This is a genomic window from Nitratireductor soli (assembly GCF_001050155.1).
GTDB lineage: Bacteria > Pseudomonadota > Alphaproteobacteria > Rhizobiales > Rhizobiaceae > Nitratireductor > Nitratireductor soli.
Genome location: NZ_LFVY01000004.1, coordinates 262187 through 274083, shown reverse-complemented (window position 1 = coordinate 274083; position 11897 = coordinate 262187). Strand labels below are relative to the sequence as shown.

At 64.6% G+C, this 11897-nt stretch carries 10 protein-coding genes; 4 read left to right on the top strand and 6 right to left on the bottom strand.

The features are described from left to right. Positions 1 to 174: 174 nt before the first annotated feature. Positions 175 to 606, bottom strand: coding sequence for an SAM-dependent methyltransferase (locus tag AB843_RS06920; RefSeq protein WP_048646063.1), 432 nt, complete (start codon positions 604 to 606; stop codon positions 175 to 177). A gap of 399 nt (positions 607 to 1005) precedes the next feature. On the opposite strand from AB843_RS06920, the gene AB843_RS06915 reads away from it, so the two are divergent. Next, positions 1006 to 1353: a VOC family protein gene (locus AB843_RS06915; RefSeq protein WP_048646062.1), complete on the top strand. Its 348-nt coding sequence runs from the start codon at positions 1006 to 1008 to the stop codon at positions 1351 to 1353. Positions 1354 to 1397: 44 nt separating this feature from the next. On the opposite strand, the gene smc is transcribed toward AB843_RS06915, so the two are convergent. The 4 genes from smc to AB843_RS06895 all read right to left on the bottom strand — a co-directional run bounded on the left by smc (position 1398) and on the right by AB843_RS06895 (position 6970). Then, positions 1398 to 4856 carry a chromosome segregation protein SMC gene (gene smc / locus AB843_RS06910; RefSeq protein WP_048646061.1) on the bottom strand — a complete coding sequence of 1153 codons (3459 nt, stop codon included), beginning with the start codon at positions 4854 to 4856 and terminating at the stop codon, positions 1398 to 1400. Positions 4857 to 4910: 54 nt separating this feature from the next. Continuing rightward, positions 4911 to 5570, bottom strand: coding sequence for a DsbA family protein (locus AB843_RS06905; protein WP_048646140.1), 660 nt, complete (start codon positions 5568 to 5570; stop codon positions 4911 to 4913). Positions 5571 to 5617: 47 nt separating this feature from the next. Then, positions 5618 to 6331 (bottom strand): DsbA family protein, encoded by a 714-nt coding sequence (locus tag AB843_RS06900; RefSeq protein WP_048646060.1) that lies wholly within the window; start codon positions 6329 to 6331, stop codon positions 5618 to 5620. 126 nt (positions 6332 to 6457) lie between these two features. Next, a complete protein-coding gene (locus AB843_RS06895) occupies positions 6458 to 6970 on the bottom strand; it encodes a DUF721 domain-containing protein (protein WP_087587050.1) in 513 nt (170 codons plus the stop codon). 48 nt (positions 6971 to 7018) lie between these two features. On the opposite strand from AB843_RS06895, the gene mutY reads away from it, so the two are divergent. Both mutY and AB843_RS06885 read left to right on the top strand, forming a co-directional pair. Then, the gene (mutY, locus tag AB843_RS06890; protein WP_048646058.1) at positions 7019 to 8125 is read left to right on the top strand and encodes an A/G-specific adenine glycosylase; all 1107 of its coding nucleotides are present in this window, start codon (positions 7019 to 7021) and stop codon (positions 8123 to 8125) included. 16 nt (positions 8126 to 8141) lie between these two features. Beyond that, positions 8142 to 8753: an HAD family hydrolase gene (locus AB843_RS06885; protein WP_048646057.1), complete on the top strand. Its 612-nt coding sequence runs from the start codon at positions 8142 to 8144 to the stop codon at positions 8751 to 8753. Positions 8754 to 8961: 208 nt separating this feature from the next. Here AB843_RS06885 and AB843_RS06880 read toward each other — a convergent pair whose 3' ends face one another. Further along, a complete protein-coding gene (locus AB843_RS06880; RefSeq protein WP_048646056.1) occupies positions 8962 to 10095 on the bottom strand; it encodes a site-specific DNA-methyltransferase in 1134 nt (377 codons plus the stop codon). A 143-nt stretch (positions 10096 to 10238) separates the two neighbouring features. Here AB843_RS06880 and AB843_RS06875 point away from each other — a divergent pair, with 143 nt between their 5' ends. Then, a complete protein-coding gene (locus AB843_RS06875) occupies positions 10239 to 11882 on the top strand; it encodes a vWA domain-containing protein (RefSeq protein WP_048646055.1) in 1644 nt (547 codons plus the stop codon). Positions 11883 to 11897 lie beyond the last annotated feature (15 nt).

Sequence of the window (11897 nt, the reverse complement as noted above, 5' to 3'; positions counted from 1 at the left end):
CCGCTATATCGATTGAAGAAACAGGATTTTCTTCATTTGGACAACACGATTGCTGCATTGCAGCGAAAGCGCGCCGCGATGAAGCGATAAACCGGCATCGGTTGAGCACGGTGTTGTGTCCGCCCAACCGGGTTGGAGCATCAACGGCCGCCACCTGTTCGAGGCCGCCGCGCATCACATCCGCAGCTCTATTTCCTGCAGCGGATCGCCGCCATCGATGAAAAGCCTACCCCTGTCTGTCAGCGCAGCGGCTATGTGTGCCTTGGCCTGGCGTTCGATCTCCGGGTGCCGTCCATCAAAGGCGCCGACACGCACGGCAACCGCGAGTTCGTACAATGCCTCTCCCGGCATCAACTGAAACTCTTCGGCGACGGCCCGGCGCAGCGAAAGACGGCCCGAGGCGATCAGCGGGGCCGAAGCAGCTGTGGCCTGGATGATCGCCTTGGCGGAACGGTCGATGGCGAGGACGTGGCCGTCACCGACGCGGCTGGCGATCTCGCGTGCTATGGCGCCCGGCCCACAACCGATCTCAAGCACCCGCATGCCGGGTTTCAAGGGAAGCGCATCGACGATCGCCAGAAGACGCGATGACAATCGGTTGGTCATCGGTTCGCTCCAAGCTTCATCTCAACAGCGCTCATCCTGTTCCATGCCTAGTGCATGTCGCATTCAAATGGATTCATTTGAATGATAACGAACATGCATCACTTCAAGATGTTACAGCGTCTTTTGCGCGTCTGATAAGACGCGCGGCGCTGTAGAATATTTTGCAGTCAGGTGGAATCATCCGAGGTCCGCATAAATGCGGAAAAACAATGAGATAGACCGGTTCAGCGCTTCTATGAAACGCTGAACCGGTCTAAGCCCGCTGCAAAGGGAAATATGCAAGGCCAGTCATCCGGGCACAACATTGCTTCGTCGATCGATCGTGACGCAAACGGCTGGTTCCGTCTTGCGATTCTCCACCAATATGATAAGAACAAAGCATGAACCAAGGAGAATTTCATGCGCGAGACCGGCAAGCTGGACTACCTGGAAATGCCCGCGGGCGGCGGCAGGATCGACGGCGTCAAGGCATTTTATGCCCGCGCCTTCTCCTGGTCGTTCACCGATTACGGCCCAAGCTATGCCGCTTTCAGCGAAGGATTGGACGGCGGCTTTGACGGCAATCCCGCCGAAGCCGTGCAGAAGCCGCTGCCGGTGCTGTATTCCTCGGAACTGGAGGCCACGGCGAAGGCCGTGGAAGAAGCCGGCGGGACGATCGTCAAGCCGATCTTCTCCTTCCCCGGCGGGCGGCGGTTTCATTTTACCGATCCGGCCGGCAACGAACTCGCCGTCTGGAGCGACACGTGAACGTGGCGCCCCATAGCGCCGATCCCCTGCTGCGCCGCGAGATGCTAGCTTGCCTCGCGCAGGCGCTCGGCGGTCTGCAGGTCGACCGAGACGAGCTGGCTGATGCCCTGCTCGGCCATGGTGACGCCGAACAGCCGGTTCATGCGCGCCATGGTGATCGGATTATGGGTGATGACGACGAAGCGCGTTTCGGTCGATGAAGCCATCTCGTCCATGAGATTGCAGAAGCGCTCGACATTGTGATCGTCGAGCGGTGCGTCCACCTCGTCCAGCACGCAGATGGGCGCCGGGTTGGTCAGGAAGACGGCGAAAATCAGCGCCATTGCCGTCAGGGCCTGCTCGCCGCCGGAAAGCAGGGTCATGGTCTGCGGCCGCTTTCCAGGCGGGCGGGCAAGGATCTCCAGCCCAGCCTCAAGCGGGTCGTCGGATTCGATGAGCTGCAGCTCGGCGGTGCCGCCGCCGAACAAATGCGCGAACAGACGCTGGAACTGCGCGTTGACCACATCGAACGCCGCCAGCAGGCGCTCGCGGCCTTCCTTGTTGAGGCTCTGGATCGCCGTGCGCAGTTTGCGGATCGCCTCGACCACGTCCTCGCGTTCCGAAACGATGCTTCCCTGCCGCTCGGTCAATTCCTGCTGTTCTTCCTCGGCGCGCAGATTGACCGCGCCCAGCCGCTCCCGCTCCATCTTGAAGCGCTCCAGGCTGCGCTCGACGTCGTCCAGGTGCGGCAGCGGCGCATCCGGTTCCAGCTCGGCCAGCGCCAGGACGCGATGCGGCGGCACGGCAAGCACTTCCTGAATGCGCGCCTCGGCCTCCTTGCGGCGCTCCTCTGCCGCCGTCACGCGCTCCTCGCTGCGGGCACGCTGTTCGCGCGCCGATGACAACATCTGAATGGCGTCCGTCGCTTTCTTGTCGAGCACGGCCTGGCGGTTTTCCGCCTCCTGCAAACGGTCCGCCGCCTCCTTGCGCACCTTCTCCGCCTGGGCGATCTGCGAGAGGAGCGCTCGGCCCTGCGCCTCGATTTCGTCAGGCGCCTCCGCCAGCTTGTGCATTTCGGCGACTGTCTCCGCGCGCCGTTCGATCAGCCCCGCCGTATGTCGATCCGCATTCTCGGCGCGCGATTGCCAGCTGTGGCGCTCCGCGATGATCGCCTCGAGCCGCCTGCGCCGGACCTCCGTTTCCCGCTTGAGCCCCTCATGGGCGGCGCGTGCCTCGGCCACCCCTGCCCGTTTGGCGGCGACGTCGGCGCCGTGCCGGTCGAGGCTCGTCTGCAAATCGCTCAGATCGGGCGCCGCCGCCAGGGCAGCCTCGGCTGTGCCCACGCCGCGCTCCGCCTCGGCATGGTCTTCGGCAAGCCGCAGGCGCGCCTCGTCCAGACCGGCGCGGCGGCTCGACAATTCGCCGGCGGCCCGTTCGGCACTTGCCAGCGTGTCGCGCGCGCGGCCAAGCGCCGCTTGCGCCTCGCGCATGTCCTCTCGCGCCCTGCGCTCGGCTTCTACCGTCGCCTTCACGGCGATCTCGGCCTCCGCAAGCGTCGCCTCCGCCGCCCGCACGCGCGCCAGCGCCTCGACCGTGTCGCCATCGAGTTCGGCAAGGCGGTTTTTCTGCGCCAGCCGCTGGGCCGCCGCCGTCGGCGCGTCGGCGCTGGCGCGATAGCCATCCCAGCGCCACAAGGCCCCATCCCTGGCCACCAGCCGCTGGCCGGGCTTCAATGCCCTCTGCAATCGGTCGCCGTCCTCCGGCGCGACGATGCCGATCTGCGCCAGCCGCCGCGCCAATTGCTCGGGCGCCTTCACCACGTCGCTCAGCGGCTTGGCTTGCGCCGGCAGGCGCGGATCGTCGGCGGCGATCTCGGCCGGTCCCCAATAGGCGGGTGCTGCGTCGTCGAGCGGAATGTCCAGGTCCTCGCCCAGCGCCGCGCCGAGCGCGGTTTCGAACCCGCGTTCGACGCGCAGCTGCTCCAGCACAGCCGGGAACAGGTCGTTTGTCCCCGCATTCAATATCTTGCGAAGCGTCTGCGCCTCGGTCTCGATGCGACCGTATTCCGAACGCGCTTCCTGCAGCGGCTGGCGGGCGGCGTTCTCGGCCTCGCGGGCAGCGCCCACCTGGCTTTCGCAAGCGGCCGCTTCGGCCTCCGCCTGTTCCAGCCGCGCTGCTGCCTGGTCGACCAGAATTTTCTTTTCGGCGGGGTCGGGCAATCCGGCGATCTTGCCGGCGATTTCCTGCAGTTCGGCGTCCACATTGGCCAGTTGACGCGCCAGCCGGTCGCGCCGCTCGGTCTGTTCACGGATCGCCCGCTCGGCCTGATTGCGCGTCGCCGAAGCTTCGGCCTTCTCGGCGGTCAGCCGCGACAACGCCTCTTCCGCCTCGGCCAGCGTGCCGGCAATGGCCTCGAAAGCCTGGCGCAATTGCACTTCCCGTCCGTCCGCGCCGGCTTCGGCCTGCGCAAGCGCCTGCTCCTCCTCGGCCAACCGCGCCAGGGCGGCGGCATTGTCGCGCACCATCTGCTCCTCGCGCGCCACGTCGGCGTCGAACTGCTCGATGCGTTTGCGCAATTCTTCAGTGCGAGCACGGACACGCCGCGCTTCTTCCTCGACCTGGGTGCGGGCGATGGTCAGGCGCTGCAGCGCCGCTGCGGCGGCAGCCTCGGCTTCGCGCAGCTCGGGCAGTTTGCGGGCGCTGATCGCCTGTTCCTTGGCCGCCTCCATCTGGCTGCCGGCGTTTTCGCCCACATGGACGGTCGCCTGCGACAAGGCCGATTGGGCCTCGGCCTCCTGCGCCTTGGCGGCCGACCAGCGCAGATGCAGCAGGATCGCCTCCGCCTTGCGCACCTCGGCCGACAGTTTCTTGAAGCGCGAGGCCTGGCGCGCCTGGCGTTTCAGATTGTCGATCTGGGTTTCCAGCTCGCCGACCACATCGTCAAGGCGCTCCAGGTTTTGTTCGGCGGCACGCAGGCGCAGCTCGGCCTCGTGGCGGCGCGAATGCAGGCCGGAAATGCCGGCGGCCTCTTCCAGCAAAGCGCGGCGCGCCTGCGGCTTGGCCTGGATCAACTCGCCGATCCGCCCCTGTCCAACCATCGACGGCGAACGGGCACCGGTCGATTGATCGGCGAACAGAAGCTGCACGTCGCGGGCGCGCGCTTCCTTGCCGTTGATGCGGTAGACGGAACCCGCCTCGCGCTCGATCCGACGCGACACCTGCAACTCGTCGGCATCGTTGAAGGCGGCGGGCGCGGTGCGGTCGCTGTTGTCGAGGAACAACGACACTTCCGCCGTGTTGCGCGCCGGCCTGGTGCCCGATCCAGAGAAGATGACGTCGTCCATGCCCGAGGCGCGCATGTTCTTGTACGAGCTTTCGCCCATCACCCAGCGCAGGGCTTCGACCAAATTGGACTTGCCACAGCCATTCGGCCCGACCACACCGGTCAGGCCGTTCTCGATGACGAATTCGCTCGGTTCAACGAAGGATTTGAAGCCGAGAAGGCGCAGCTTGGTGAACTTCATGCGCGCGCACCCACGTCATGCGCGCGCGAAACCGGCGGGCAAGCAGCTTGCCCGTTAATGCATGCCGTCGATGATCGCCGACATTTCGTCAATCGACATGGCTCCCGTGTGCTTCACCCCGTTGATGAAGAACGTTGGCGCGGCAGTGATGCCAAGCTGCTCCAAACCCCTATCGCGCATTAACCTGACATCATCCAGAAGTTGCCGGTCCGTCAAGCAAGCTTCGAAGCTCTCTTGTGAAAAACCCGCCATTCTGGCGATCTTGAGCAGCGCGGAGCGCGCATCGGGCACCCGAGCCCAGTTTTCCTGCTGCTTGTAGAGCAGATCCGACATGGCGAAATACTTGTCGCCGGCGCAATAGGCAAGCAGCAGGCCGGCCTCCGCGCGCGGATCGGTCGGCAGACTGCGCATGACGTAACGGACCTTGCCGGTGTCGATGTAACGCGTCTTCAGCTTCGGTAAGGTTTCCGTGTGAAAACGCGCGCAGTGACCGCAGGTCATCGACGCATATTCAACGATCGTCACCGGTGAGTCGGCCGCACCAAGCACCTTTTCTTCCAGTGCTCCCGGTTGCAGGAGCGTTTCCATCTCAGTTGCCGCGCCAGCCGTCTCGGCGTGTCCCCGGTTCGCCGCATCCATTCCGCCAAGCGCAAAAAGCAACGCGCAGACTGCCGCAAAACGACTGGCGCCCCGGCGTCCGATCGCAATCGCCATCATCTGTGTTCAACCATTCCTGCCGATGTTGTCGGCGCGTCGGGCAATCAGAGCAACGGATCGACAACCGCCGAAACCTCGTCGATCGACATGGCTCCGGAGTATTTCTTGCCGTTGATGAAGAAGGTCGGCGTCGCATCGATGCCGAAATCATTCGCGCCCCGCTCGCGCACCGAGCGTATGTTGTTCAGGAGTTCCTGGTTCGTCAGGCAGGCCTCGAACGTCTCTTGGGAAAAACCGGCCAGCTTGGCAATCTTCAACAAAGCCGCCTGGGCGTCCTGCACCGGCGCCCAGTTGTTCTGCTGCTTGAACAGCACATCGACCATGGCGAAATATCTGTCATCCGAGCAGCGCGCCAGCATGAAACCGGCTTCGGCGCGCGGGTCGAACGGGAACTCGCGCATGATGAAGCGGACCTTGCCCGTGTCGATGTATTTTTCCTTCAGCGCCGGATAGGTGTTGGCGTGGAAACTGGCGCAATGGCTGCAGGTCATCGATGCGTATTCGACGATGGTCACCGGCGCGTTCTCCTCGCCGAGCGCCTTCTCCTCAAGCGCGCCGGCTTCCAGCAGCTTGGCCATGTCCACGGTCCCCGTCGATGCGGGCGCCTCGACCGCCGCCGTGGTCATCTTGTCGGTGGCCGTGCCTTCGGCCTGCGCCGTTCCCGCGCCGCTGTCGCTGCAGGCGGCGAGCCCGAGCGTGATGGCCGGCAAGGCGACCATGGAGAGAAGGAGCTTTCGGCGCTGGATCAGTTCGGACATGGAGAATCACCTGTTTGAGCTTTGTGTATACACCGCATGATGCCATCAAGGCGGCGTTTCGGGCGAATTTGGGTCAAGCGGCCGCTTTTCGGAAGCAAGCGCGGTATCACGTTTTGGTGATTGATTTCACTTGCCGGCGCGAAGAATGCTCGTTCCAAGCTTGGTAAGCGAGGCGCGCAGGCCTTCATCGTCAATCTCGCCGGTCATGCGCGAAAGCTTGTCCCGTTCCTGGCCGGTCAGGGGGCGCTGCACGGGAACCGCGCGACGGACCGGCGCGGCGACCGGCTTCTGGACGATCTTGATGCGGCCAACGGCTGCAAAGCCGAGGAAGGCATTGACGCGGGCGATGATTTCACCCGTCTCGTGCTGCAGCCGCAGGGCCGAGGCCCCTTCGCAGGCGATCACCAGCGCAGCCGGCTCGAACGGGTCATCCTCGTGACGACGGCGCGGCCAGGCGAGTTTCTCGGGCCGCGTGCTGGCCGCCAGCCGTTCACCGACAATATCGTCCCAGCACTGCACGAGCTCGATCGAAATGCCGGCGCGCTTGCGCATCACCGGATCGAGAATGCTGGAGGCAAGATCGCTGACGGCGACGGGATTGCCGATGTATTTATTCCCTGCCAATCTATTTCCTGCCATGAGTGGCTTTCAAAACTCTGTCGCAACAATCGGAGTACCGGGTCCAGTATGGCACGCCCAGACGCGTTGGTCATCGACGCGACCGCATCTTTCGCCGATTTCTCCACGCCGCTGCTTGCCTGGTACGACCGGCATCACCGCCATCTGCCCTGGCGTACGCCGCCAGCCGAAACGAAACACGGCGTCCGTCCCGATCCCTATCGTGTCTGGCTTTCGGAAATCATGCTGCAGCAAACGACTGTTGGAGCGGTCAAGCGCCACTATCTGGCCTTTCTCGACGCCTGGCCGACCGTTGGCGCGCTGGCGGCGGCAGAGACGGAGGACGTGATGCGGGCATGGGCGGGGCTCGGCTATTATTCGCGAGCGCGCAATCTCAAGAAATGCGCCGAAACCATCGCCCATGACCATGCGGGCCGCTTTCCCGATACGGAGGCCGGGCTGAAATCCCTGCCAGGCATCGGCGACTATACGGCCGCCGCCATCGCCGCCATCGCCTTCAACCGGAGCGCCGCCGTCGTCGACGGCAATGTGGAGCGCGTCGTCACGCGGCTTGCCGCCATGGAAACGCCGCTGCCGCAGGCCAAGCCATTGATCAGGGAGATCGTCGCGACCGCCTTGCCGGCCGACCGGCCGGGCGATTTCGCCCAGGCGATGATGGATCTGGGCGCGACGATCTGCACGCCGCGCAAGCCGGCCTGCGTTCTTTGCCCGATCGCGGAGGGTTGCGCGGCGCGAAGCAGCGGCACGGCCGAGCGCTTTCCGCTGAAGGCGGCCAAACCCGACAAGCCTCTCAGGCGCGGCGCGGCCTTCATCGCCATGCGCGAAGATGGCGCGGTGCTGTTGCGCAAGCGGCCGCCGCACGGATTGCTCGGCGGCATGAGCGAGGTTCCCACCAGCGGCTGGACCGCGCGCGTGGACGGCGTGGCGGATGTCTCCGCCGCCCCCTTTCCCGCCGATTGGCGCTCCTGCGGCACGATCCGCCACGTCTTCACGCATTTCGCCCTGGAGCTTGCCATCTTCAAAGCCGAGGTCACACCGAACGCCAATGGCGGCGGCTGGTGGTCCAAGCCCGCCACCCTGCCCCACGAAGCGCTGCCCAGTGTCATGAAAAAGGCAATCGAAGCTGCCATACCGGGCGCCACGTCGAAATCCTGAAGGGACAGCAAGACCCATGAGCCAAATCCGTCACATCGTCTTCGACATCGGAAAAGTGCTGGTCCATTACGATCCCGAAATCCCCTACCAGCGCCTGATCCCCGACGAAGCAAAACGGCGTTGGTTCCTGGAAAACGTCTGCACGGGGGAATGGAACATCGAACAGGATCGCGGTCGCAGTTGGCGTGATGCCGAGGCGCTGCTGATTGCCGAGCATCCAGGCGAGGCCGACAACATCCGCGCCTTTCGCCGCCATTGGCACGAGATGGTGCCGCACGCCTATGACGATACGGTCGCCATTCTCGAAGCCCTGATCGACAGCGGCCACGACGTGACCATGCTGACCAATTTCGCCGCCGACACCTTTGCCGAGGCGCGCGAGCGGTTTTCGTTCCTCAAGCGGCCGCGCGGCGTCACCGTGTCGGGCGCGATCGGGGCGATCAAGCCTGATCGCGCCATCTACGACACGCATGCGGCGACGTTCGGCCTCCAGCCCAACGCCACATTGTTCATCGATGACAGCGAGAAGAACGTCGAGGGCGCCAGGGCGGCCGGCTGGCAGGCGGTGCATTTTGTGGGGGCAGATGGGCTGCGGGACGACCTGCGGAGGCTGGGGGTCGGCGTCTGACGACGGGGCGCCGCGCGAGGATCAGGCGTTCCGGCATGGACCCTCGGGTCGGGGCCCGAGGGTGACGAATGGCAGAAGTGATTCTGTCATGCGCAGACGCAGGAGGATTGCATGATCCCTCCACAGGTCGTCATGCCCGGCCCCCGAGCCGGGCATCCATGCCGTGACGGCGGCGAGAGGCGCCGGCGACGGAGCCCCGCAGCAACCCTCAGGCAGCCGCCACCTGCATGCCCTGGCGCACCACGCTGCGCAATTCGTCGATCGGCTTGAGGCTGCCCGCATCCTCGAAATGCCAGAACGTCCAGCCGTTGCAGGCTTCGAGCCCCTGCACCCGCGCGCCGACGCGATGGATGGACCCCGCGTCGTCGCCGATGGCGATGGTGCCGTCGGCACGCACATTGGCGGTCCAGCGCCGCTTGGCGTCGAACAGCAGGGTTCCGGGCTTCATCAGGCCCGATTCGATCAGGCTGCCGAAGGCGACGCGCGGCTCGGCGCGCTTTCCCTGCATCAAAGCGAGGTCGATGCTCTCCAGCGGCTCGATGGCGGCAATGCGCGCGGCGGCGGCGTTGATATACCCTTCCTCGCGGTCGATGCCGACGAAATGGCGGCCGAGCCGCTTGGCGACGGCCCCCGTCGTGCCGGAGCCGAAGAAGGGATCGAGCACCACATCGCCCGGCCTGGTCGAGGCCATCATGATGCGCGCCAAAAGCGCTTCGGGCTTCTGGGTCGGGTGCAGCTTGTCGCCGTCCTCGTTCTTCAGCCGTTCCTTGCCGGTGCAAAGCGGGAACAGCCAGTCGGAGCGCATCTGCAGATCGTCATTGGCCGCCTTCAGCGCCTCGTAATTGAAGGTGTAGCCCTTCGACGCCTTGTCGCGCGAGGCCCAGATCATCGTCTCATGGGCGTTCTGGAAACGGCGGCCGCGGAAATTCGGCATCGGATTGGTCTTGCGCCAGACGATGTCGTTCAGCATCCAGTAGCCCAGATCCTGCATCACCGAGCCGACACGAAAAATGTTGTGATAGGAACCGATCACCCAGATCGTGCCATTCGGCTTCAGCACGCGCCGCGCCGCCAGCATCCAGGCACGGGTGAAGGCATCATAGGCGGCGAAACTGTCGAACTGGTCCCAGGCATCGTCCACCGCGTCGACGCGCGACTGGTCGGGCCGGTGCAGCGCGCCGTCGAGCTGCAGATTGTAGGGCGGATCGGCGAAGATCACGTCGATGGATTTTTCCGGCAGGCGCTCAAGGGCGGCAACGCAATCGCCCTTGATGATCGTATCAAGCCATTCGGCTTTCTTTGATTGCGGGGCAAGGTCTTCGATACGACGCACGGCGGACATATGCTGCTCTCTCACTCGGACTGTTAAGCTGCCGTTATGGTTACGGAAGATGGTAAATATTCCGTAAGGCTGGCGGCGAATTGCGGCCCGGTGAAAGCTGTGCGATCTTCCCCTGCGTCAAGTCGGCCGGATGGAGATCCTTTATGTTGCGCTTACGAATCTGCCTTTTCGTCGTGGCATTGTTTTGCGGCACGCCTGGGTTTGCCGCGGGCAAGACCATCATCGTCCTCGATGCGTCAGGCTCCATGTGGGGGCAGATCGACGGCAAGACGAAGATCGAGATCGCCCGCGACACGCTGCATCAGGTGCTCGGCACCATCCCCACTGAAACCGAGTTGGGCCTCGTCGCCTACGGGCATCGCGAAAAAGGCTCCTGCTCCGACATCGAGATCGCCGTGCCGCCCGGCACGGGAACAGCCGACGCGATCGGCCGTTTCGCCGACGGTCTGAACCCGAAAGGCAAGACGCCGCTGACTGATGCGGTGCGGGTTGCCGCCGAGGAATTGCGCATCGAGGAAAACGAGGCGACCGTCATCCTGGTCACCGATGGCCTGGAGACCTGCAATGCCGATCCATGTGCGCTCGGCCGCGAACTGGAAGCCACGGGCGTCAACTTCACCGCCCATGTGGTCGGCTTCGGCCTGTCCGACGAAGAGGGCAAGCAGGTGGCCTGCCTGGCCGAGAACACCGGCGGGCTTTACCTCAAGGCCGACGATGCGGGGCAGCTTGCCGAAGCCCTGGCGACCACGGTCGCCAAGGCGCCAGAACCCAAGCCGGAGCCACAGCCGGCGGCCGTCGAACGCAATTTCAAGGGCATCGCCCGGCTCGTCGAGGGTGGGCCTGACCTCGACGGCAATGATTCGGTTCGTTGGGACCTGTTTCCAGTTGCCGCCAACGGTCAGCCGGGCAAAGACAATGCCGCTGGCGGCTATGGCGGCGTTTACCAGGACAATGCGCCGGCCGGCAGCTACCTGGTGCGCGTCAGAATCGGCAATGTCGGCCGCGAGCTCAACGTCGACCTCAGCGACGACAAACAGACCGAACTGGTGGCCGTGCTCGATGCGGGCGTTCTGCACGTCACGCCGAAAAGAACCGCCGGCGGCAATGCCGATGACAATGCGCGCATCGACATCACCTTCGAAGGCGGCGACGATGGCGGTTACGGCCTGGTACGTGCCTATGTGGCAGCCGGCACGGTGACCGTCACGGGGAAGATCGACAAGGCAACGGCGGAGCAGACCCTGACGGTCAAGGCTGGGGAAACGGTGGAGACGGACTTGATCATTGCATCGGGCGTCGTCGTACCGACGGCGGTCTACGCCGAGGGCGGACCGGAAGTGGAAGGCGACAGCATCCGTTTCGAAGTGCGCGACGCCAAGACCGACATCAATGGCAAGCGCGACACCATTTCCGGTCAGTATGGGTCCGGCGGCAACGGGATGAACGTACCGCCCGGCGACTACGTGCTGAACGCCCGCCTCGGCCGGGCCGAGGCGATGGTGCCGATCACCGTCAAGGCCGGCGAACGCACGGAAGCGACGGTCAACGTCGAGGCCGGCGTGCTGGCCGTTGCCGCTCCCGGCGCCTATCGCATCGATTTCCTGGAAGCCAAGAAGGATATTCAGGGCCGGCAGAAGGAACTGGGCGGCGCCTATGGCGAGGAAAACCAGGAAACGCTGCACCCCGGTGAGTACGAAGTGCTTGTGACCTATGAAGGCGACAAGGCCGAGAAGCGGCAGAAGGCGACCGTCACCGCCGGCGAACGCACCGAGGTGATGGTCGAATAGAAGCCATCCGGGCAA

Bases quoted from the DNA above. Each gene is read 5' to 3' on its own strand.
- mutY (WP_048646058.1), top strand. From the start codon at position 7,019: ATGGCACGCCCAGACGCGTTGGTCATCGACGCGACCGCATCTTTCGCC.
- AB843_RS06885 (WP_048646057.1), top strand. From the start codon at position 8,142: ATGAGCCAAATCCGTCACATCGTCTTCGACATCGGAAAAGTGCTGGTC.
- AB843_RS06895 (WP_087587050.1), bottom strand. From the start codon at position 6,970: ATGGCAGGAAATAGATTGGCAGGGAATAAATACATCGGCAATCCCGTC.
- AB843_RS06920 (WP_048646063.1), bottom strand. From the start codon at position 606: ATGACCAACCGATTGTCATCGCGTCTTCTGGCGATCGTCGATGCGCTT.
- smc (WP_048646061.1), bottom strand. From the start codon at position 4,856: ATGAAGTTCACCAAGCTGCGCCTTCTCGGCTTCAAATCCTTCGTTGAA.
- AB843_RS06880 (WP_048646056.1), bottom strand. From the start codon at position 10,095: ATGTCCGCCGTGCGTCGTATCGAAGACCTTGCCCCGCAATCAAAGAAA.
- AB843_RS06905 (WP_048646140.1), bottom strand. From the start codon at position 5,570: ATGGCGATTGCGATCGGACGCCGGGGCGCCAGTCGTTTTGCGGCAGTC.
- AB843_RS06900 (WP_048646060.1), bottom strand. From the start codon at position 6,331: ATGTCCGAACTGATCCAGCGCCGAAAGCTCCTTCTCTCCATGGTCGCC.
- AB843_RS06915 (WP_048646062.1), top strand. From the start codon at position 1,006: ATGCGCGAGACCGGCAAGCTGGACTACCTGGAAATGCCCGCGGGCGGC.
- AB843_RS06875 (WP_048646055.1), top strand. From the start codon at position 10,239: ATGTTGCGCTTACGAATCTGCCTTTTCGTCGTGGCATTGTTTTGCGGC.